This window comes from Arthrobacter sp. AOP36-F1-5 (assembly GCF_058137995.1).
The window spans coordinates 2,395,565-2,416,649 of the sequence record NZ_CM176892.1 but is presented as its reverse complement, the minus strand read 5'-3'; the positions used below and the strand labels follow the sequence as shown (position 1 = coordinate 2,416,649).

The following is a 21,085-nucleotide window of genomic DNA, read 5'->3' as shown; positions in this document are numbered from 1 at the left end:
TTCGTCTCAGGAGGGAAGCGGCCTCAGGCCAGTTCCATGATGTATTCCTTCACCACCGCGGCCCGGGCGTTGGCGAAACCATCGACCTCGCCGATGATCGTGAAACCACGACGTTCCAGGACCTTCTGGCTGCCGATGTTGTCCGTGACCACGCGGGCCCGGATCGGGCGTTCGGTGATCTCGCTGAGGAAGGCGTCCACGGCGGCGGTGGTCACCCCCTGCCCCCAGTATTTCCTGTCGGTCCAGAAGTCCAGCTCGATGACTTCGTCGTGGGAGTCCGCCATGACGTAGCCGACGGCCCGGCCGTCCTGCTCGATCGCCCGGACGGTGGCCTTCTGGTCGTTGAGGATCAGCGACCAGTGATGGTCGAACACCCCTCGGTCCGCGGGGTTCTTGGCGGTGAATGCGGCCATGACATTGGCCTGGGGATCCTGCTGGTGTTCAAAGAACCAATCCAGGTCCGCTGGCTCAACTGGGCGAAGCTTCACGGTCAGTACCTCTCTACGACAACGGTGTTCTTTCTCGGTCCGGCCGGCCGGTGGACGCGATTCCTCCCAGCCTACCGTTGTGATGCGGGCCTAGCCTACCGGGGCTTTCAGCGCCGCCAACGCCATGGAGACCAGACGGCGTCGCCGGGTCAGCGGATCGGCATCGGAGCGGTGGGCCGAGTGCGGGGTCGAGTTGATCAGCCCCAGGACCGATTGGGCCCGGAAACGAGCCGCCGATTCGCCCTCCCCGGGGTGGAGCAGCCGCAATTGTCTGGCCCAGATCTCGATGTAGGAGCGCTGTAGACGCCGCACCGTGGACTGGTCGGCCTCGGACAGGCTGGCCATGTCCCGATCCTGGACCCGGATCACATTGCGGTGGCCCAGGGCGAAGTCGGCATGGAAGCGGACCAGCTCACCGAGCACCTCCTCGGGGCTGCCACCGGCCCGGGCCACGGCGCTTCCGCCGTCGTGCAGGTCGTGGCTGACCTCGGTGAGCAGGGCACCGAGCACCGCCGCCTTTCCGGGGAAGTGGCGGTAGACGGCCGGGCCGCTGATGCCCGACGCCGAGCCGAGGTCCTCGATGGAGACCCCGTGGTAGCCGTGGGTGGCGAAGAGTCGGGCCGCTTCGGCCAGCAGGGTGGAGCGGCGTGAGGCCTTGGCCTGGCTGCGGCCCGTGGTTTCACCGGTGGCGTTCACCGCGTCGGGCGCCGCCAGGGGCTCGGGTTGTTGCTGCACGGCGCTACTCCATCCGCTAGCGTGAGTTGGCCCACAAGAGGTGCTGGACATTTCAGTTAATGAATACTAACGTCTATTTCAGTTAGTACCTATTAACTCAAACTATTGGTTGTCTCCGTGTGGAACGGCAACCACCCCCGACGCCGAGGAAGAGCTACCGATGGAAACCCTGGCCTCCCACCTGGACCCGGCGGCCGACGTCTTCGCCGAGAACGACGCCGCCCAGCGCGCCCTCGTGACCGAATTGCGTGACCGTCTGGATACCGTCGCCCGCGGCGGCAGCGAAAAATCCCGCCGCCGGCATATCGACCGCGGAAAGATGCTTCCCCGCGAACGCGTGGACGCGCTGCTCGACGAGGGATCACCGTTCCTGGAGATCGCCCCGCTGGCCGCGGAGGGGATGTACGACGGCGATTGCCCCGGCGCCGGAGTCATCGCCGGGATCGGTCTGGTCCATGGCCGCCAGATCCTGGTCATCTCCAACGACGCCACCGTCAAGGGCGGCACCTACTATCCGATGACGGTCAAGAAGCACCTCAGGGCCCAGGAGATCGCCTTGGAGAACCATCTTCCCTGCGTCTACCTGGTCGACTCCGGAGGCGCCTTCCTGCCCCGCCAGGACGAGGTCTTCCCCGACCGCGACCACTTCGGGCGCATCTTCTACAACCAGGCCAACCTCTCGGCCCGCAAGATCCCGCAGATCGCCGCGGTCATGGGCTCCTGCACCGCCGGGGGCGCCTACGTGCCGGCCATGAGCGACGAGACGGTGATGGTCCGCAACCAGGGGACGATCTTCCTGGGCGGACCACCGCTGGTGAAGGCGGCCACCGGCGAGGTCGTCACGGCCGAGGAGCTCGGCGGGGCGGAACTGCATTCGAAGACCTCGGGGGTCAGCGACCACATCGCCGAGGACGATGGCCATGCCCTGCAGATCGTCCGGGACATCGTCGAAACGCTCCCGCCGCCGGCCGAACCGGCCTGGGACGTCATCGAATCCAAGGACCCCGTCGCCGATCCCGAGCAGCTCTACGGGGCGGTCCCGGTCGACGTCAACGGCCGCTACGACGTCCACGAGGTCATTGCCCGGATCACCGACGGCAGCGGCTTCCACGAATTCAAATCCGGCTACGGGACCACGCTGATCACCGGCTTCGCCCGCATCCACGGCCACCCGGTCGGGATCGTGGCGAACAACGGCGTGCTCTTCTCCGAATCCGCGCTCAAGGGCGCCCACTTCATCGAACTCTGCGACCAGCGCGGCATCCCGCTGGTGTTCCTGCAGAACATCTCCGGCTTCATGGTCGGACGCGACTACGAAGCCGGCGGCATCGCCAAGAACGGCGCGAAGATGGTCACCGCCGTGGCGACCTGCCGGGTCCCGAAACTCACCGTCGTCATCGGCGGTTCCTTCGGTGCCGGGAACTACTCGATGTGCGGGCGGGCCTACTCGCCGCGCTTCTTGTGGATGTGGCCTGCGGCCCGCATCTCGGTCATGGGCGGCGCCCAGGCCGCCTCGGTGCTCTCCACGGTCAAACGCGACGGGATCGAACGCTCCGGCGAATCCTGGAGCGAGGACGCGGAAGAGGCCTTCAAGGAGCCGATCCGCGAACAATACGAAGACCAGGGCAACCCCTACTACTCCACCGCGCGCCTCTGGGACGACGGAATCATCGACCCCGCCGACACCCGCCGGGTGCTCGGCCTCGCCCTGGACGTCTGCGCCACCGAACCCCTGCCGGACACCTCGTTCGGCGTCTTCAGGATGTGATCCCCCGATGACCGAAAACCACGTAGAGTCACCGCTCTTCGATACCGTGCTCGTCGCCAACCGTGGCGAGATCGCCGTCCGGGTCATCCGGACGCTGCGCCGGCTGGGGATCCGCTCCGTCGCCGTCTACTCCGAAGCCGACGCCGGGGCCCGCCATGTCCGGGAAGCCGACGACGCCGTCTGCCTGGGCCCGGCGGCCGCCGCCGCAAGCTACCTGAACATCGACGCCGTGCTGAATGCCTGCCGCACTTCCGGCGCCCAGGCGGTCCACCCCGGCTACGGGTTCCTGTCCGAGAACCTCGAGTTCGCGCGCGCACTGGAGGGTTCCGGGATCACCTTCATCGGCCCCAGCGCCCATTCCATCAACCTCATGGGCGATAAGATCCGGGCCAAGAACCATGTGGCCAGCCACGGTGTCCCCGTCGTCCCCGGGGTCGCCGATCCCGGGATGGACGATGCCGCCCTGATCGCGGCGGCGGCCGACGTCGGATTCCCGCTGCTGATCAAGCCCTCCGCCGGCGGCGGCGGCAAGGGAATGCATGCGGTGGAGTCCGCGGCCGAGCTGCCCGCCACCTTGCAGACCGCCCGCCGGGTGGCGAAGAGCTCCTTCGGCGACGACACGCTGCTGCTCGAACGCCTGGTGCGCAGCCCCCGGCATATCGAGGTCCAGATCCTGGCCGATACCCACGGGCACACCATCCACCTGGGCGAACGTGAATGCTCGCTGCAGCGCCGGCACCAGAAGGTCATCGAAGAGGCGCCCGCACCGCTGCTGCAGATGCAGGACGGTGGCGCCGGGATCCGCGAGCGGATCGGCCAGGCGGCAGTGAATGCGGCCCGCTCGGTGGATTACGTCGGGGCCGGAACCGTGGAGTTCCTGGTCTCGGACGAGAACCCCGACGAATTCTTCTTCATGGAGATGAACACCCGTCTGCAGGTCGAGCACCCGGTGACCGAGGAAGTCGTGCGCTTCAACGGCGCACGGGTGGACCTGGTCGAATGGCAGATCCGGGTCGCCGCCGGCCGGGTGCTCGAGCTCGATCAGCAGGCCCTGTCCCTGGAAGGCCACGCCATCGAGGCCCGCGTCTACGCCGAGGACCCGGCCCAGGGGTTCCTGCCCTCCATCGGGACGATCCTGCGCGCCGAAGACCCCGTCGGTGAAGGCATCCGCGTCGACTCGGGCATCGCCACCGGCTCCGACATCACCCCCGACTACGATCCGATGCTGGCCAAGGTCATCGCCCACGGCGACGATCGGGTCCAGGCCCTGGCCCGGATTGACACGGCGCTGGCCGAAACCGTCATCCTCGGCGTCGAAACCAACCTCGAATACCTCAGGGCGCTGATCGCCGAACCCGATGTGCAGGCCGGACGTCTGGACACCACCTTCATCGACCGGTGGGGGATCCAGGACAAACGCAGCCCGAGCGAAGACGAGTTGCGGTCGATCGCCCGCTGCTTCCTGGCCGTGGAACCGGCCACCATCCCACGCTTCGGAGCCTGGGCATCGGATGGCTGGCGCCTGGGCAGCCACCGGGAACGGACCCTGGCCCTGGAGATCGACGGCGAACTGCATATGGTGACCCTGCCTCCGGAGGGCGACGGCGCCGACGGGGCAACGGCCTCCGACGTCGTCCCCGCCTTCGCCGAAGTCCCGGCCAGTGCGGGACGCGAAGCCTGGATCGCCTCGGGCGGCTATGGCGCCCATGTGCGCTGGCTTGACCGCCGCGCCGTTGTGCACCGCCGACTGGCCAGCCTCGAACGCGAGGAAGCCGGCGGCGACCCCGAATCCCGGTCACCGATGCCCGGCACCGTCGTCTCGGTGCTGGTCTCCACCGGCGACCACGTCGAGGTTGGCCAACCGTTGCTGGCCGTGGAGGCGATGAAGATGGAACATCCCCTCGTCGCCGGCCTGACCGGCACCGCCACCATCCATGTCGCCGTCGGGGACCACGTCTCCGCCGGGGCCTCGGTGGCCACCGTGACCCCCGAGACCACGGGCGCCGACGCGCCCGCTACCGAAACCACCACCAGCTAAGGACCCCTCCATGCCGAACCTCGAACTCGACGACGACTACCAGGACCTTTCCGATACAGTCCGCGACTTCGCCGACAACGTCGTCGCCCCCGTCTCCGCCAAACACGACGAGGAGCACAGCTTCCCCTACGACGTCGTCTCCCAGATGGGGGAGATGGGCCTGTTCGGCCTGCCCTTCCCCGAAGAACACGGCGGCATGGGCGGGGACTACTTCGCCCTGTCGTTGGCCCTGGAACAGCTGGGCCGGGTCGACCAGTCGGTCGCGATCACCCTGGAGGCAGGGGTCTCGCTCGGCGCCATGCCGATCTACCGTTTCGGCACCGACGCGCAGAAGGAACAGTGGCTACCGCAGTTGGCCAGCGGGCAGGCGCTGGCAGGTTTCGGCCTGACAGAACCCGAGGCAGGCTCCGATGCCGGTGGAACCCGCACCACGGCTCGTGAAGAGAACGGGAACTGGGTGATCAACGGCAATAAGGAGTTCATCACCAACTCCGGCACCGACATCACCCGCCTGGTCACCGCCACCGCCGTCACCGGGACCTCGACGCGGGCCGACGGTTCGGAGAAGAAGGAGATCTCCACCATCCTGGTGCCCACCGACACCGAGGGCTTCACCGCGGAGAGGGCCTATAACAAGGTCGGCTGGAACGCCTCGGATACGCACCCGCTGACGTTCAAGGACGTCACCGTCCCGCAGGAGAACCTGCTGGGTCAGCGCGGCCGAGGCTTCGCTAACTTCCTGTCCATCCTCGATGAGGGGCGCATTGCCATTGCCGCCCTGGCCACCGGCGCCGCCCAGGGGTGCGTGGACGAATCGGTCCGCTACGCCAAGGAGCGCACCGCATTCGGCCAGAACATCGGAAAGTTCCAGGCCGTCTCATTCAAGATCGCCCGCATGCAGGCCCGCGCCCACAGCGCCCGGCTGGCCTACTATGGTGCCGCCTCGAAGATGCTCGCCGGCAAGCCGTTCACCACCGAGGCCGCCATGGCCAAACTGATCGCCGGCGAAGCGGCGATGGACAACGCCCGGGACGCGACCCAGGTCTTCGGCGGCTACGGCTTCATGAACGAGTTCGTCGTCGCCCGTCACTACCGGGATTCGAAGATCCTCGAGATCGGCGAAGGCACCACCGAGGTGCAGCTGATGCTCATTGCCCGCGAACTCGGACTCTAGGAGAAGGATATGAACGCTGATGCAGCGAACGACGGCGGCACCCCGGCTCCGGGGCGGCGCGTGGTCGAACGCGGGCTCTACTTCGATGAACTCGAGGTCGGGACCGTCTACGCACACAGCCCGGGGCGGACGATGACCGAGACGGACAACGTCCTGTTCACCACGATGACCATGAACACCCAGGCCCTGCACCTGGACGCGGCCTTCAGCGCCACCCAGCCTTTCGGGCAGCGCCTGGTGAACTCGATGTTCACCCTCGCCACCCTGGTCGGCCAGTCGGTGGGACAGCTGACCCAGGGCACGATCATCGGACAGCTGGGTCTGAACGACGTGAACTTCCCCCACCCGCTCTTCCACGGGGACACGCTGTATACCGAAACCGAGATCACCGGGCTGCGTCCCTCGAAGTCCAGGCCCGGGCAGGGGATCGCCACCATGAAGCACACCGGGCACAACCAGGACGGTGAGGTGGTGGCCGAGGCTTCGCGCACCGTGCTGATGTGGACCGAGGCCGGACACCTGGATGCCGGGAAGAAGCAGTCATGAGCGATACCTCTGCACCGGCCTTCACTATGGGGCCGGCCATCCTCTTCTGCCCCGCAGACCGGCCCGAACGCTATGCCAAGGCCTCCGCCCGGGCCGACGCGGTGATCATCGACCTCGAGGACGCCGTGGCACCCACCGATAAGCCGGCGGCCCGACGATCGGTGGTGGACACGCCCTTGGATCCGGGACGTACGATCGTCCGGGTGAACCCCGTGGACACCGAGGACTTCGCCGAAGACCTGGCGGCTGTGGGGGAGACCGCCTACAGCACCGTGATGCTGGCCAAGACCGAAACCGTCGAACAGCTCAGGCAGTTGGCCGACTATCGGGTCATCGCCCTGTGCGAGACGGCGCTGGGTGTACTCAACGCGCCGGCCATCGCCGCCGAGCCCAACGTCGTGGCGCTCATGTGGGGAGCCGAGGACCTGGTCGCCTCCCTTGGGGGGACCTCCAGCCGGCACGACGACGGTTCCTACCGTGACGTCGCCGTCCATGCCAGGGCAGCCGTCCTGCTGGCCGCAGGGGCTTATGGGAAGGCCGGCATCGACTCCGTCTACATCAACATCCCCGACACCGAGGGTCTCGCCGCCGAGACCCGTGACGCGGTCGCCAGCGGATTCGCCGCCAAGGCCAGCATCCACCCGGCCCAGATGACGGTGATCCGGGCCGCCTACGCCCCCGACCCGGAAGCGGTGCAGCGGGCCCGGGCCATTCTGGAGGCGGCACGCACCGCCTCGGGGGTCTTCTCCTTCGAGGGACAGATGGTCGACGAGCCCTTGCTGCGCCATGCCCGCCGTCTGGTGGCCCGTATCGACGGCTAGCGGGCCGGTGTCGTTTTTCGAATACGACTGCACGGGCAGGACAGCAGTGTCAGCGGTTGTCTTCCTTTAAGTTCCGCAGCCGCCCGCGTTCAATGGCTCGATAGACAGTGGAGCGACCGACGCTAAACAGCTCAGCTAGCTCCGCCTTGCTGTGTTCCCCAGCGGCGTGCAGTTCGAGGAGGTGCTCTTCCTGCTTCGCTGAGAGTTTGGGCTGCTTGCCCCGCAGCCTGCCCTTGGCCTTGGCAACCTTCATTCCTTCGCGGGTGCGCATCCGAATAAGGTCAGCTTCGAACTCGGAGATCATCGCCAACACGTTGAACAGGAGTTTGCCCATTGGGTCGGTAGGGTCATGGACGGAACCGCCGATGCTGAGTTTGATTTCGCGTCTGGCGAGGTCATCGGCAATTTCGTGGGCGTCCCGGACGGAGCGGGCTAGGCGATCCAGCTTGGTAACGACGAAGGTATCCCCAGCTCGGCATGCGGCCAAGGCTTCGCGTAGGCCGGCACGATTCTTGTTGGTGCCGGTAAACCCATGATCAACATAGATGCGTTCCGAGGTGACGCCCAGGGCTGCTAGGGCATCACGCTGCGCGGTGAGGTCTTGCTCTTCCGTGGACACGCGTGCATAGCCGATGATGATCTCAGACATGCAGATCAGTGTGTCACATAAGGACCCGTCACCGGACGACTCGCCGGACGGGTCTTACGGGACGGTGATGGCTTGGCTGTGGAGTTTGGCGCTCTTTGGCGGCGTTTTGTGATCGCTCTGAGTCATTAGCTGCCGATGACGAGGATGCTGGCGGCGGCTTCGACGACGTCGTCGGTGATGGTGTCGAGCTGGTTGATCCTGAGCACCCGGCTTATTTGGGGGAAGAGCCGTTCGAGGAGCCGGAAGTTGCCGCGGGTGATCCGTTCAATCGCCGCTATGGCTTGCGCGTCGGTGAAGTCATCGGGGTCGAGGGTTTTTCCGAGCCGTTTCCAGTGACGGTCCAGGACGAACAGGAGCTCCTCGCGTCCGAGGGTGCGGTATTGGTGTGAGAATCCGAGCCGGCTGTAAAGCTGCGGGTAGTGACGGAATCGTTCGTCGATGCCGGGCATGCCGATCAGGATCATCGCGAGATGGGTCCGGTCGTGTTGGTCGCGGAGAAGTTCCAGGGCAGTGGGGGTCAGCCGTTCGGCTTCGTCGACGATGAGCAGCTCGACGAGACGAGTGAGGTCTCCTTGTTTTACCGTCACCACTTCGGGTTTGAGGGACTGGAGGTGCTCTTCGACGCAGATCCCGACTTTGATCTGCCAGTGCGCGAGCTCGGCCATGAGATCCCTGGGCCGGCAGAGGACTTCGGGTGTGTAGAAGACGGTGCGGGATCGGTTCGCGAGGGCATAGTGCTTTGCGTCGTGGTCTCCGCGGGGTCCCCACTCGTTGATGTAGGCCTCGAGCGCGTCCCAGTTCGCGTAGCGGCGGGCGGAGTTGGTTTTCCCGACGCCGGCCGCGCCGTGGCAGATCCCGATGGTCTTCTCTTTCCGCACGGCGTTGGCGAACTCGGTGAAGCGCCGGTGCTCTTTGGTGACGATGAATGCCTGGTTCATCACTCGTCCTCTTCGTAGGTGCGCAGCCGTGGCCGCCGTTTCGTGGTTTCGGGGTTGCGGGGTTCTTCGCGGGTGTAAACGGTGGGGATGCGGTCGTTGATGGCGCGGCGTAGTTGTTTGCGGCGGGCCCGGCGGGCGGTTTCGATATCGCGGAGGCTGAGGCGAAGGTTGGGGTGGGCTTCGTCGATGGCGGTGCAGATGAACGTGTCCCGGTCGTATACGCGGATCTCGGAGATGTCGCGCGGGTCGTACCGGATTGTGATGGTGTGTCCGACGAAGGGGGCCAGGGTCGGGGCGAGGTAGCGCTGGCCTTGGAAATGGATGCCGTCGCGTTGCACGACCCGGCTCTTCGGAACGGTGAGGAGCAGCCCGTCGAGTTCTTCCAGGCTCTGCGGCATGCGGGGAAGCCAGCCATCGCCAACCCACGCGTCGCGCGGCGAGATCCCCAGCTCGCTGTGGACCCTGTCGTTATAGGTGCCAATGAAGTCGCCGACCGCTCCGTCGAGCCCTGCAAGATCGAGGACGGGTGTTGGTGCCCGGCTGCCGGAGCCGAGATGGCCAGGTAGCGCAGCCAGAAGCTCGGTGTTGATGGTGCCGAAGAACCGCTCGATCTTCCCCCGCCCCTGGGGCCGGCCGACGGTTGAGTGGATGATCCTGATATGCAGGGCGATAGCAGTTCTCTCAAGATGGTGGCTGGTGAAGTCGGAGCCGTGGTCCACGTGCAGGATGTCGGGGATCCCGCACATCGCCCAGGTGGGGTCCGTTTTCCGCCAGATTGCCTGCCGGAGGGCAAGGGCGGTGTTAATCGCTGACGGGGTGTCGGTGAAGACCATGTATCCGCAGATGGCGCGGGAGTAGTCATCCATCACGGTGGTCAGCCAAGGCCGGTCGGGTTTCCCATCAGCCCCGACGATGAGGATGTCGAGCTCGGTGTGGTCTGACTGCCATGTCTGGTTCGGATGTTCCGCGCGGCGGCGGAAGACCAGCTCGTGCTTGTCCCGATACGACGCGGGCCCCTCAAGCGCCAGCGTGACCATGGCCGGATCGAGGGCCTGCACGATCTGCCGGACAGTTGCATAGCTCGGCGCCGGCAGCTCGCGCTGTTGCGCATCGGTGGCGGCAAGGCGATGCAACGTGGAGATGCCTGGGCGTGGCCGGGTGAGTGCCAAACGTTCAATGAACGCGACCGTCTCGCTCGACGTTCGGCGGACGCCTTTGTCGCTGCGTGGGTTGGGTTCGAGGGCCGAGATGCCGCCTTGCCGGTAGAGCCGGTTCCAACGTTGCAGCGCCCGGACGGAGATTCCGGTCTCCCGGGCAAGGACAGCGAGCGGGATCTGGTCCTCGACATGAAGCCGAAGAACACGCCACCGCTCCGCCGCGTCCACGAGACACCTACACGGTGGTGCCCTCGCGAGCCGCGAAGGCCTGCTGGTGACGATACAGGGTGGCCCGGCTCCACCCGACGAGTTTCGCCGCGTCCTCCGCGGTGCGGCCCTTCGCCCTCGCCTCGGCGACGAGCTTGAGCTTGTCGGCGACCACGACGGGATCCGACAGGGGTCTGCCGAATCTGGTTCCGCTTTTCCGCGCGGCGGTGATGCCGGCGTTCACGCGTTCGGTGATCAGTTCGCGTTCGTATTCGGCCAACGTGGCGAGCATGTTCAGCATCAACCGGCCCGAGGTCGTCGATGGATCGATGCCGTCCGAGATGCTTTTCACCTGCACGTCCTGCTCCCGGAGGAGCTTGACCGTGTTGAGTACGTCGATCAGGGACCGCCCGAGCCGGTCGACCCGCCACACCACGACGGTGTCACCGGGCTGGGCGTATTCGAGGAGCTTCTTCATTCCGGGGCGCGAGATCGCGGTCCGGCTGCCTGATGTGACATCGGCGAAAATGTCCCGCTCCTGCACGCCCGACTTGACGAGGGCGTCGACCTGCAGCTGCGCGTCCTGGCCCTTGGTGCTGACCCGTGTATATCCGAGATGTCTCACCAGGTCATTCTGCCCCAAAAACCCCTCGATGCGGAGGGATCAAGACGGTTTGCCGCAAGGCATGTTTCCGAGACAGGCCACGCTCCGGAATGTAGCCACTCTTCTCCACAGTTCGAGATGGGCCTGGAGTGTCTTGGAAAACTGTAACTTTATGGGCCAAAGCTAAACCTTGTCGGCAAACAGGAAACTTGTTACATTGGCGACGACATACGATTTCAGTTGGGGGAAATAAAATGGTATGGGTGCTGGCTTTCATTGTAGCGGTCCTTTTATTAGCAATTCTGGGAACCATGCGGGAAGTGGCCATCCTTCGCAGTGAATTGACTTCTTTTCGCGAATTGGTGACGATCCCACCGGAGCCCGAGTGGTTCAGGAAGGGGCGCATGCCACGCGAACTTGCAGACCTCCACGAATTCTATTCCCGCTCCGCACACGACATGCTCGTCGTCATGTTCGTTTCTAGCGGCTGCCCGGGCTGCCGAAAGCTAGTCGATGATCTGCTCCGGAAAGCCGATCTCAGCGGCAATAAGAATCTGCTCTTCGTCACAACGCCGACGGCGCCCTCGGCTTCCGGCAATCCCGCCATGATGCAATCCATCGAACGTGCTGGCTGGACTCTTCACGCCGATGCGGGAAGCGACATTCTTTTCGCCGCTGGCGTCCACGGAACGCCCACTGCAATCGTCATGGACCGTCTAGAAGCAAAGGACTACGAGCCTGCCCCCGATGTGAATTGGGTTGTCCAGCAGCTAGCCCAAAAAGGAGAGTTGGTATGAAAGGCACGGGGGAACGCCCATCCCCGCGGAGCGGGGGAATCGCTCTTGATCGGCGGTCATTCACGCGACTGACCGTCCTCGCGGCAGGAAGCATCGGCTCTCTGGTTGGGTTTGCCCCATCGGCCGCGGCAGCACCGCCCAGCGCCTGCGACTTCGGCACACAACGCCTCTATGGCTGCGACTGTCCAGGAAACTACCAGTACCCCTGCACATGCATCGGCTATTGCACGGACACAATAAGTGAGTGTCAGTTCGGGCCGAGATCAGTGGACTCGTGCACGGTCTACAACACAAGCCCGAATCCCGATATTGGGGCGAAACCCCTCGGCAAGTGCGATCCCGTCCTCCAGACTGGATGGTGCTGCGGCGTTTACTGCTAGTGATATCGAATGACCTAGGAGGTAGAGATGACATGGCATGCAGGTTCTCCCGCGCAAGGCGTAGGGACAGCCAACCACAAAGACTTTTCCCCGCCTAAGCAGGAAAAGCGAGTTGAGAAGCTAACACTTCAGGCAGTGGCCTATGGGGAAAACCCCGCAGATATCGAGCTGCGTTGGTCATACAACGGCGAGTTTTCCCCGGCAACGCGAGAGGCTCTAGTCAAGGCCGTTTTACAAGGCATCCGCGCCGAATTTCGACGAGTATCTGGAGAGTGAACCGTGGACTCGCCGACAGTAGTCCAATTGGCCTCGGTGATTCTCGGTTTTCTCTGGCTCGTAAGTAGCAGCCTAAAAACCCTGTCCTTTGCCCAGTTTCGCGCGGACGTGGAGGCCCTGCTTGGTGGACATTCCGGTCGCTCCATCGGGGTCTTTGTGATCGGCATGGAGATCGCAGCCAGTGCCATGTTGTTTTTCGGCTTCTCGAAAGCGGGCGGCCCCTTTTCGGCGTCACTTGTGATCGCATTTACGGCCTCGTACATCCTCCGGGCAACTAGACTTCGTAACCTGCAGTGCGCCTGCTTCGGTTCACTATCAAAACCATGGTTTCTAGCCAGGTTAGGCCGAACGGCGACGGTTGCAGCTGATTCGGCGGCTGGCGCGTGGGTCTTTGTGCGCAACAGCCTTTTCATTGTTCTCGCTGCAGCCGTATCAGGCTACCCGCCCCTGATTACGGCACTCCTGGTCTCGACGATTGCGACTTTAATGGTGGTCGCTACCTTGACCGAAACCTTGCTCGAATTAAAGGACCGGAAAAAGATCCCCCACCCGGCGCTAAGCGACCTGCTGGCCCGCCGGAGGATAATCTTCGCTACCGATTGGTACTCCGGCGTATGGACATCTTGGATATCGTGTTTCGAGTCCAAGAAGTCGGTTGTTAACTAGACCTCATCGCCTAAAGTCACTTGGCCTGGGACAACGCGGCAGAACGTCTCGGAGCCTTCCACCGGCTCGTAATTTGACAGCGGATGATTGCGGCCTTGATCCAGAAGAGCAGAGTAGCCTCACACCACGTGTTAGGGATGGCTGGCCGAGAATGCTCACCAGAGGTCGGTGATAGGAGACGCCGTACCTGAGACGACGTCGCCCCCTTGTGCGTGCGAGTCCATCCAAGACGATATCCGCTGAAGGTTCCCCTAGCAGGCGCCGAGAGCGCCATTTACCGCTAAGAATTCGCCGCCACTTATCGTTGCGATTCACAGGCTTGGCGCTCTCGGTAACTCCTATTTCGAGCGGTCGTTTCCGGTGGAGGACCCCCTATCGGGACGGTTCAAATTGTCAATTCGGACAGATCCCCAAACGGGACGATGCAGCTCCGTCGACGACGAAAAGCACTCTTTCCCGTTCGCTACCGCGATACCGGAGCACCAAAATTCGACAGTGAACTACGACTGTTAGTGGGTAATGGAAGTCCTTCTTTAACCCAAAAATGGCGGTTACCGCCGTAGCTCCGCGGCCTGTAAAGATCGGTTTTGAGCCGGGCCTTTTCAGCGTAGTCGAGGCCGGAGTCCTCAACGTCTTGAAGTTTTGACATCCAATGCAACGATCCGAGCTGTCAGTAAGCCCCAGGGTGGGCGTGGTCCGTGAGAACCACGCCCACCCTAGGGCTCACCACCTGCTATGAGATTGGATATCGCTGAAGTATCTCCCAGAGGGCCCGGTGTCGGGCCTCGTAATTCTCTGGTGAATTGTAGATAAGTTCTACCTGCAGGCTGTCGACGATGCCAAGGTATGCATCTACTAGCGTTGTGGCATTGCGCGGGTCGAGACTTCTGGGCAGAGCTGCTATGAACAGTGATCTTAGGTCAGCCTCAAAGAGTCGGTACTTGGTGATCACTTCCTCGCGGAGCGCGAGCGGCGGAGCATAGACGGTGCGCAGCAAAAAACGGAAGTCCGCCGACGATGCGTATCTGGGGTGCAGGGCGTTTAGATACTCACCGCCGGGCAAAGGTACACCTGATTCTGCGGCGAAGGCATTGCTTGCAGCGAGACGTTCCTCCCGCAGGGCGATGTCCATGACCTCGTTGAAGAGCGCATCCTTGTTGGCAAAGTGGGCATAGAGGGAAGCCTTTCGCATCCCGGCCTGTTCCGCGATCACCGTGAGCGAGGACGCGTCATAACCGAATTCTGCGAAGTGGTCAACAGCAACGGTGCAAATCTTCTTTGCCGATGGGGACAATGACATTGGGTGCTGATGCTCCGTATTCTTTGGTTCGAAACGATTAGTGGCTGCCGAGATCGGTCACGGCAGGTGCTCGTTTGACGCTCACTGCCACGATAGCAATGGCAACCGCACCGACCACCATCAGGAATGCCAGCCAGGCCAGTGGCCCTGCTTCGACCATTACTCCTGCGATGGGGGTAGCGGCCGAGGAGATGATGAGCTGGAATGCTCCTAGCAGGGCTGCGGTAGAACCCAGGGACGTGTGCTGGGAAGCCATGGCCAGTGCCATAAGTGTCGCTTCCGCGATACCAATGCCGAAAAGGGAAATGAACATGCCAATGACGATACCCGGTAGACCCATTCCCAACAGCGTCAGCACGAAACCGACCGCGGCACCGAGCGCGACGATGATCGTCCCAGCCATTCCTAGTGCACCAGCACCGAATCGTGTCACGGTGCGCCCAGCGACAATGGCACCGAACATAACGGCAAGTCCTGTTCCTCCGAACACGAGCCCGAAGGTGTTGGCGTCAAGGTCAAAATGACCTTGGTAGATAAATGGTGCACCTCCGATGTAGCCAAAGAGGAAAAAGAACACCGCGGACAGCCCTAAGGCGGGAAGCAAGAATCCGGAATCCTTTGCGATTCGCTTGTAAGTGCTAAGCACCATTCCCAGCCGGAGGGAGGATCGGGTCTCCACCGGGAGGGTCTCACGCAGGTTGGCTGTCGAGTTGGCCAGTGCGATGGCAGCCAGACCTGCAAGAACCAGCAGCACTGCACGCCAGCCAAAGTGCTGGTCAACGAACCCGCCAAGGGTCGGTGCAAGCACCGGCGCAAGGCCCTCGATTGTCATCAACAATGCGAAGAGCTGAGCGGCGCGCACTCCCTGAGCGGCATCTCGAACCATGCTCAAGGCCACGACGAGAGTCAGCGCCGCCGCGAGCCCTTGCAAGGTGCGAGCCGCTAGAAGGGTTCCCATGGTTGGGCTGGCTGCCGCCCAGAGAGACGCCAGAAGAAATACCACTAGGGCGCCCAAGAGGGGCCGACGTCGTCCGAATGCATCGGTGAGTGGGCCAAAAATTAGTTGCCCCGCACCCATCGCCAGCAGGTAAACCGTGAGGGTCAACTGGCCTGACGCTGCGGTTCCGTTGAGTTGCTGGACGATGTCGGGCAGGGAGGCCAGGTACATGTCGGTGCCGGCAGGGCCCAGGATGGTTACCAGTGCTAGCGACACCGCGAACCACGCACCCACCTTCCGTTGGCGCTGAATAGTAGTCACTGTAGGGATCTCCTCAAAAGTCGAATGAACTCACTTACTTGCCTACCTACCGATAGGTAGGCAAGCAACTCTATTCCACCACGGAAGTCATTTGTGAGCAATCCAGACGGAGCGTGACTGGTGTCACGCTCCCCACTCGATGGGTATAAGAGAGCTCTGAGGGAGTATGCGGAGGAGCTTCCGAGCACACTTCCGGCCGGCCTGTGAGGAAAACTGTCGTGGGGAATACCCAATGCGGAGGTATCTGCTGTCCCGTTTAGCGTTCCCCTCTGGACACCCCATCAACGTCGGAGCTGACATTGCTTTGCGCGATCCGGCCGGCCGTCGCCGGACCCGCTTGAGGGCACGGGGCCGCCGTCCCGAGGTCTTAGGACACTCCGCGCAATCGACTTTGGAAAACGATGAGCCCCTTATGCTTGCGCCGAGCCGCAGACAGGAATGCAGCTCTCTAGGCCGTAGCTCAAGGTCATGAAGCATTTGTAGACTAGCCCCACAGGCGGTATCAAGTGGGAAGAAGGGCTGGGAGTAACCATGGAACGAAAAACCACTAACCCAAGGCTAAGGGTTCTAGTCGGTACCTTGGTGGGATCCGCTGCCCTTGCTCTGTTCAGCACTTGGATACCAGCAATCATTGTCGGGATCGTCATTGCCCTTGTCGCTGTCGCTTTATCGGTTCAGATTGCGGTTGTTGCAAGAACCGTGTCACGGGACTCTGGTGCGGTCCACGCTGGCCCGACTATCCTGGGCACTGCTTGGGTTTCAGCCACGGCTTGTGTGCTCCAGATCGCGTGGTCTTCGTACCAGCTCTTGGCCAACGGTATAGTTCTGGCTGCCGTTTCTGTCTTTGCTGGATTGATCCTTGCGACGGTTCCCCTGAGCGCGCTGAAGAGTATGCCCAGAAGAGACCGTCATCCGGTCGGAACAAACTGATCCTTGCTGCTCGCCCGCTGGGAATTCGTGTATTGGACGACAAGCAGCTGAATCGAAATTGTTGGACGTGTGGCGCCCGCGAGCACCATCCCGCAGTGGGTTCCACTTGCGGGCATTGATATGTTCAAACCAAAGTCGATCTGCCCTAGACACACCCCCTCGGGTGGATTTCCGCACGGATCATCCTCAGACCCGATGGGTAAGGCAACTCTCTTCCCCGTCGAGGGTGTAGAGAAGGATCGAGGTAGCGCCACTGAATCGGCGCTTAAACGGATATGCCAAAATGAGAGCCCTATGAAAGAGCCCTCTGCAAATATCCACCCACTGGACCAAGATCGCGACCAGATCAGCGCAGCCTTCGTCCAGGATTTGGCCGCTGAAGTCGCAACCCGCTACGGCGGCACACTCACGCGGATGCAGCGAGCAAACGGATCCTCAAACGCGACATGGGTCGGTGACGGCATCGCCGTACGAATCGCGCATACACCCGTCGACATGGCTCGAGAGGTTGCGCTCGTGCGGGCTCTGCCGCGAGAGGTCGGACACCCAGAGATCCTCGGCGAGGGCACTATCGCAGGCCACGGCTGGATCGTGAGTGCAGAGATCCCCGGTCAGAATCTCCAAGAGGCATGGCCTACACTGACGCCTGCTGAGCAGGAATCAGCAGTGCGTCAGCTGTGGGCCCGCGCCCACAGCGTGCACGACTCGAGCCCGTACCTCAGGACGCTTGTCGCGTCGCACGGTGGTTTCGTGCCAGCAACGATTGACGCTGCCACCGCGTCGGCTAAACACGCCGAAGTCGCGCTGGGACTGTCCAGCGCCCAGCAGGCGCAGCTCCACGAAGTCATCGAGGACTACTTCCGGGCTGCACCCTTAGTAGAGCAAACCGTCAACCATGGCGACCTCGCGCTGATGAATGCCTTATGGGACGGTGAAGTCGTCGCCCTGCTGGACTTTGAGTTCGCCGTGCTCGCTCCGATCGAGATCGACCTGTGCCGGCTGGTCTACGAGGCCCGCATATCCGAGGAGGGCCATTGCGTTGATTCGGCGGCAGGCAACGCGGCGGTTGAGATTGCCGCTCGTCATATGGATCTGATTCATGGTCGTACGCTTATCCGTGGCGCAGCGATTCTCGACCAGCTCCGTGACCTTGAGATCTGGCTGGCCCTTGGCAGCGACGAGGAACGACTCCAGAACTGGCGACCGGACCGCCTGCTCACCGCCCTGCTTGAAGACGAGGGCGGCTATCTCGCCCCCCTGCTCAGGTAGCCCGAGCTCCCACGATGCGGTGAACAGCATCGATTCGATGAGCGCAGAACGGCCTTAACCACCCCACGAAGGCTGCGGGCGGAGGTGTGACCGTTACCACGACCCTCATTCTCCGCAACAGAGACCGCTTCGCTGATCCTTGACCTCAATGCCACCGTGAGGAGAAGTATCGGTCACAGAACACGACCAAAGAGCGCCAAGCTCCACACATATGCACGGGACACCTCGGCCGATGTCCGGTGGAGGTTCGGCTATTGAGGCGCAGGAGGCGAGGATTCGAAGAGTCGAATTCACTCCTTGTTGTTGCGGCGTTCCTTGGACGCCTGAAGGAAGCGTTCTTGGTAGGCAGAATAGGCCTCTGCATGGCGAGCGTGTTCCTCAGGTGTGGTCGAAGGAGGGAGCTCAACCGGGGGCATGTAGCGGTCAATAGCCTCGATTTTGAGCGGATACCCGAACTTGTCTTTCATCGCCATTCAACAACGATAGGCCTTATTCAACACGGGAACAGTTGCCTCCCATGGGGTTCCGCTTGTGGCGTCACTCCACTCAACCTACGGTTATGGAATGCTTGTTGTTGGGTCCATAGTCATTCGTGTGAGCGACCTGCAAAAACAGATTCAATTTTGGTCTGATGCTCTCAATTACGCTGTGCGTGAGCCGATTGATGATGACTTCGCACTGTTATTCGCCACCGATGGAACTGGTCCGAATGTCTCCCTCGACGCGCACCGCTCTGAGCGGATATTGCCACCGCGCATGCATCTGGACTTGTACGCAGAGGACCAAGCGGCTGAAGTTCACCGACTGACGACTCTCGGTGCCACCAAGGTGGATTGGGGTCGATGCCCCGACGATGCAGATTACGTCATCATGCAAGACCCCGAGGGAAACCGGTTCTGCGTCATTGAGGCGGCCGAGTGGTCGGGCTGGAGAAGTTGGCGGACAACAGCCGCTAGCTGAGAGCCGCGGTCATCCCACTCCGGGACGCCCGTTTGGGTTCCACTTGCGGAAAATCCGGATACGCCGTTGACCGTAAACAGACAGGCTAATGGACCCCGTTCAGGGCATCGCGGATTGCGGCAGCAACCCGCTCAGGCATCCCGGCCAGGTCGAGCGGAGCCCGACCTGCCACTTGGTGCGGGACGAAGTGCTGCCACCCGAGGTCAAAACAGAGCAACGCCCGCAAGTCGGCCCGCCGATCCACCCGTACGCCCGCAGCACGCTCGTACATCGTCAAATAGGCACCAGCCGTCTCGGCGTCAAACAATACGGCCAGATTGAGCCTGCAGTGGCCGACGTCGCTGCCCCGGTTGCCGGTCGCCGCGTCGGGCCAGTCCACAACGCCGGTGAGTCGCCTGTCATCCCACAACACATTGAAGTGCTGGTAGTCGCCGTGCGCAAAGACCGTTTCGCCGCCCAGCGGTCCCGACGCAGCCTCGCGGGCCGCATCGCGCAGACCACGGTCAGACAACCAGTCCAGTGGGGCGGTGGCGCCCGCCGTAGCGGTCCGGCACGGGCACAGGCTCGCCGTCACCGTTCCCGGCGTCCGCGGAGGTTCGTGGCCGGTCGGGTACGGCGTGGATCGCCGCCTGAGTGGTCGCGAGTTGGCCCAGCCAGGAACGCATGTCTGCCGGAGCCAGGTCCGGCTGCCCGGTCAAGGCGGACGTGAGTGTGCAGGGCACCCCGGTCTCGACGCCGTCCGCGTCCATTGCGAGGAGTTGAGGTGCAGGCACCCCGTGACCACGTATCGCCGTCAGCGCGGACGCTTCGCGTGTTACCTGGGCCTCAGCCTCGTCATCGAACTGCCAGCGGCGCAGCACCACATCCCGGGCTCCACTCGGAGCCTCGACAGTGATTCGGTCCATGTCTGCGGTGACTCCGCCCTGCAGGCGCGCGACGGCGGTTACCCGGGCATGCGCATGCACATGGCGCCGAACCCACTCCAAGACCTCTCGCGCCGGAGGCTCGTACTGGCGGGGCATCACGTCAGTCTGGCATGGCGTGCTGGCTTTGTCTCCCGACGCTTCATCCCACGAGAAGTACTAGGCCGAGTCAACAGGAGCTAACGATTCATCAGCTTGGCCGGCATTCCGAGCGATCGTCTTCGGAAAACGACAGCCGGGCTCAGTGGAACGCTAATGGATGGCAGGTTAGATGAGTTGCCCACAACTAAATTGTGCACTATTCTTAATTTATGCAGATCAACCCGCTGGCTCTCGACGAGCAATTATGCTTCCCGCTCTATTCCAGTGAGAAGACCGTCGTGGCTGCCTACCGCCCGTTGTTGGCGCCGTTGGGCCTGACCTATCCGCAATATCTGGTCATGCTCGCCCTGTGGGAGCAGGACGGTCAACCGGTTTCCACGCTTGGACGGCGGCTCGGTCTCGACTCAGGGACCCTGTCACCGCTGCTGAAGCGGCTGGAAGCCTCCGGCCGCATCCAACGGCATCGCGGCACTGCCGATGAGCGCGTGGTCACGGTCCAGTTGACTTCCGAGGGCGCGGCCCTGCGCGAGGACGCCGTTGGGATTCCAGCACGTCTGTTCGCCCAGCTGGGCCTAGAGGCAGCGGAAGCAGTCGAGCTGCGCCGGCTACTGGCCAAGATCTGTTCCACCGGGCAGGCAACGCCTGCCCGCACCGACAACCCCAAGGATCCATCATGAAGACTCTCTACACCGCTGAAGCACTCGCCACCGGTGGCGGCCGCGACGGGCATGTCACCTCCACCGACAACCGGGTCGACCTCGATCTGGCCATCCCGCAATCCATGGGCGGTTCAGGTGCCGGTGCCAACCCCGAACAACTCTTCGCCGCCGGCTACGCCGCGTGCTTCCACAGTGCACTGCAGATGGTGGCCCGCGAACGCCAGATCGACGTCGATGGGTCCAGCGTCGGCGCCCAGGTCCACCTCGGTGGGCTCGAGTCCGGAGGGTTCGGCCTGGCAGTGACCCTGGAAGTCACCCTGCCCGCTGTGGACGCGACCGTGGCCAGCGAGCTGGCCGAGGCGGCCCACCAGGTGTGCCCCTATTCCAATGCCACCCGAGGCAACATCGAGGTCGACCTCCGCGTCTCCGACGACTGAACA

The 21,085-nt window shown here is 63.0% G+C and carries 23 protein-coding genes; 12 read left to right on the top strand and 11 right to left on the bottom strand.

Annotated features, from left to right (window positions below; all coding sequences use genetic code 11):
- Positions 1–23: 23 nt before the first annotated feature.
- Both AC3ZI9_RS11095 and AC3ZI9_RS11090 read right to left on the bottom strand, forming a co-directional pair.
- Complete coding sequence (locus AC3ZI9_RS11095) at positions 24–488, bottom strand: GNAT family N-acetyltransferase (protein WP_444555377.1); 465 nt, start codon at positions 486–488, stop codon at positions 24–26.
- A gap of 90 nt (positions 489–578) precedes the next feature.
- On the bottom strand, positions 579–1,223 hold the full coding sequence (locus AC3ZI9_RS11090) for a TetR/AcrR family transcriptional regulator (RefSeq protein ID WP_444561741.1): 645 nt from the start codon (positions 1,221–1,223) through the stop codon (positions 579–581).
- A gap of 160 nt (positions 1,224–1,383) precedes the next feature.
- Between AC3ZI9_RS11090 and AC3ZI9_RS11085 the strand changes: the two genes are divergently transcribed.
- From AC3ZI9_RS11085 to AC3ZI9_RS11065, 5 genes are read left to right on the top strand one after another with little or no spacing between them, the layout of a single operon-like run.
- Positions 1,384–2,991 (top strand): carboxyl transferase domain-containing protein, encoded by a 1,608-nt coding sequence (locus AC3ZI9_RS11085; RefSeq protein WP_444561740.1) that lies wholly within the window; start codon positions 1,384–1,386, stop codon positions 2,989–2,991.
- A 7-nt stretch (positions 2,992–2,998) separates the two neighbouring features.
- On the top strand, positions 2,999–5,029 hold the full coding sequence (locus AC3ZI9_RS11080; RefSeq protein WP_444561739.1) for an ATP-binding protein: 2,031 nt from the start codon (positions 2,999–3,001) through the stop codon (positions 5,027–5,029).
- Positions 5,030–5,039: 10 nt separating this feature from the next.
- The gene (locus AC3ZI9_RS11075) at positions 5,040–6,203 is read left to right on the top strand and encodes an acyl-CoA dehydrogenase family protein (protein WP_444555381.1); all 1,164 of its coding nucleotides are present in this window, start codon (positions 5,040–5,042) and stop codon (positions 6,201–6,203) included.
- Positions 6,204–6,212: 9 nt separating this feature from the next.
- A complete protein-coding gene (locus tag AC3ZI9_RS11070; RefSeq protein WP_444555382.1) occupies positions 6,213–6,749 on the top strand; it encodes a MaoC family dehydratase in 537 nt (178 codons plus the stop codon).
- Complete coding sequence (locus tag AC3ZI9_RS11065; protein ID WP_444555383.1) at positions 6,746–7,570, top strand: HpcH/HpaI aldolase/citrate lyase family protein; 825 nt, start codon at positions 6,746–6,748, stop codon at positions 7,568–7,570. Before AC3ZI9_RS11070 ends, AC3ZI9_RS11065 begins: the two co-directional genes overlap by 4 nt.
- Positions 7,571–7,619: 49 nt before the next feature.
- Here AC3ZI9_RS11065 and AC3ZI9_RS11060 read toward each other — a convergent pair whose 3' ends face one another.
- The 4 genes from AC3ZI9_RS11060 to AC3ZI9_RS11045 form a co-directional block, all read right to left on the bottom strand.
- Complete coding sequence (locus AC3ZI9_RS11060; protein WP_444555384.1) at positions 7,620–8,219, bottom strand: recombinase family protein; 600 nt, start codon at positions 8,217–8,219, stop codon at positions 7,620–7,622.
- Positions 8,220–8,344: 125 nt separating this feature from the next.
- On the bottom strand, positions 8,345–9,157 hold the full coding sequence (locus tag AC3ZI9_RS11055) for an AAA family ATPase (RefSeq protein ID WP_301422380.1): 813 nt from the start codon (positions 9,155–9,157) through the stop codon (positions 8,345–8,347).
- On the bottom strand, positions 9,157–10,542 hold the full coding sequence (locus AC3ZI9_RS11050) for a TnsB C-terminal domain-containing protein (protein WP_301422379.1): 1,386 nt from the start codon (positions 10,540–10,542) through the stop codon (positions 9,157–9,159). The genes AC3ZI9_RS11055 and AC3ZI9_RS11050 overlap by 1 nt, the downstream gene beginning before the upstream one ends.
- A 7-nt stretch (positions 10,543–10,549) precedes the next feature.
- Complete coding sequence (locus AC3ZI9_RS11045) at positions 10,550–11,146, bottom strand: recombinase family protein (RefSeq protein ID WP_301422378.1); 597 nt, start codon at positions 11,144–11,146, stop codon at positions 10,550–10,552.
- Between the two features lie 242 nt (positions 11,147–11,388).
- Here AC3ZI9_RS11045 and AC3ZI9_RS11040 point away from each other — a divergent pair, with 242 nt between their 5' ends.
- The 3 genes from AC3ZI9_RS11040 (at position 11,389) to AC3ZI9_RS11030 (ending at position 13,244) form a co-directional block, all read left to right on the top strand.
- Positions 11,389–11,922 carry a hypothetical protein gene (locus AC3ZI9_RS11040; RefSeq protein ID WP_444555385.1) on the top strand — a complete coding sequence of 178 codons (534 nt, stop codon included), beginning with the start codon at positions 11,389–11,391 and terminating at the stop codon, positions 11,920–11,922.
- Between the two features lie 407 nt (positions 11,923–12,329).
- Positions 12,330–12,578: a hypothetical protein gene (locus AC3ZI9_RS11035; protein WP_443390562.1), complete on the top strand. Its 249-nt coding sequence runs from the start codon at positions 12,330–12,332 to the stop codon at positions 12,576–12,578.
- 36 nt (positions 12,579–12,614) lie between these two features.
- Positions 12,615–13,244: a MauE/DoxX family redox-associated membrane protein gene (locus AC3ZI9_RS11030; RefSeq protein WP_489924038.1), complete on the top strand. Its 630-nt coding sequence runs from the start codon at positions 12,615–12,617 to the stop codon at positions 13,242–13,244.
- Positions 13,245–13,977: 733 nt separating this feature from the next.
- On the opposite strand, the gene AC3ZI9_RS11025 is transcribed toward AC3ZI9_RS11030, so the two are convergent.
- Positions 13,978–14,544, bottom strand: coding sequence for a TetR/AcrR family transcriptional regulator (locus tag AC3ZI9_RS11025; RefSeq protein WP_301422375.1), 567 nt, complete (start codon positions 14,542–14,544; stop codon positions 13,978–13,980).
- Positions 14,545–14,581: 37 nt separating this feature from the next.
- Complete coding sequence (locus AC3ZI9_RS11020; protein ID WP_301422374.1) at positions 14,582–15,802, bottom strand: multidrug effflux MFS transporter; 1,221 nt, start codon at positions 15,800–15,802, stop codon at positions 14,582–14,584.
- Between the two features lie 1,224 nt (positions 15,803–17,026).
- On the opposite strand from AC3ZI9_RS11020, the gene AC3ZI9_RS11015 reads away from it, so the two are divergent.
- Positions 17,027–18,001 (top strand): phosphotransferase family protein, encoded by a 975-nt coding sequence (locus AC3ZI9_RS11015; protein WP_301422373.1) that lies wholly within the window; start codon positions 17,027–17,029, stop codon positions 17,999–18,001.
- Positions 18,002–18,291: 290 nt separating this feature from the next.
- On the opposite strand, the gene AC3ZI9_RS11010 is transcribed toward AC3ZI9_RS11015, so the two are convergent.
- Positions 18,292–18,474, bottom strand: coding sequence for a hypothetical protein (locus AC3ZI9_RS11010; RefSeq protein ID WP_444555386.1), 183 nt, complete (start codon positions 18,472–18,474; stop codon positions 18,292–18,294).
- 121 nt (positions 18,475–18,595) lie between these two features.
- Between AC3ZI9_RS11010 and AC3ZI9_RS11005 the strand changes: the two genes are divergently transcribed.
- The gene (locus tag AC3ZI9_RS11005; protein WP_489923583.1) at positions 18,596–18,961 is read left to right on the top strand and encodes a VOC family protein; all 366 of its coding nucleotides are present in this window, start codon (positions 18,596–18,598) and stop codon (positions 18,959–18,961) included.
- Between the two features lie 85 nt (positions 18,962–19,046).
- On the opposite strand, the gene AC3ZI9_RS11000 is transcribed toward AC3ZI9_RS11005, so the two are convergent.
- On the bottom strand, positions 19,047–19,472 hold the full coding sequence (locus tag AC3ZI9_RS11000) for a phosphotransferase (RefSeq protein ID WP_444555388.1): 426 nt from the start codon (positions 19,470–19,472) through the stop codon (positions 19,047–19,049).
- A complete protein-coding gene (locus tag AC3ZI9_RS10995) occupies positions 19,465–19,983 on the bottom strand; it encodes a phosphotransferase family protein (RefSeq protein WP_444566251.1) in 519 nt (172 codons plus the stop codon). The genes AC3ZI9_RS11000 and AC3ZI9_RS10995 overlap by 8 nt, the downstream gene beginning before the upstream one ends.
- A gap of 212 nt (positions 19,984–20,195) precedes the next feature.
- Between AC3ZI9_RS10995 and AC3ZI9_RS10990 the strand changes: the two genes are divergently transcribed.
- Together AC3ZI9_RS10990 and AC3ZI9_RS10985 are read left to right on the top strand one after the other, a co-directional pair.
- A complete protein-coding gene (locus AC3ZI9_RS10990) occupies positions 20,196–20,663 on the top strand; it encodes a MarR family winged helix-turn-helix transcriptional regulator (RefSeq protein WP_444555390.1) in 468 nt (155 codons plus the stop codon).
- Complete coding sequence (locus tag AC3ZI9_RS10985) at positions 20,660–21,082, top strand: organic hydroperoxide resistance protein (protein WP_444555391.1); 423 nt, start codon at positions 20,660–20,662, stop codon at positions 21,080–21,082. Before AC3ZI9_RS10990 ends, AC3ZI9_RS10985 begins: the two co-directional genes overlap by 4 nt.
- Positions 21,083–21,085: the final 3 nt, after the last annotated feature.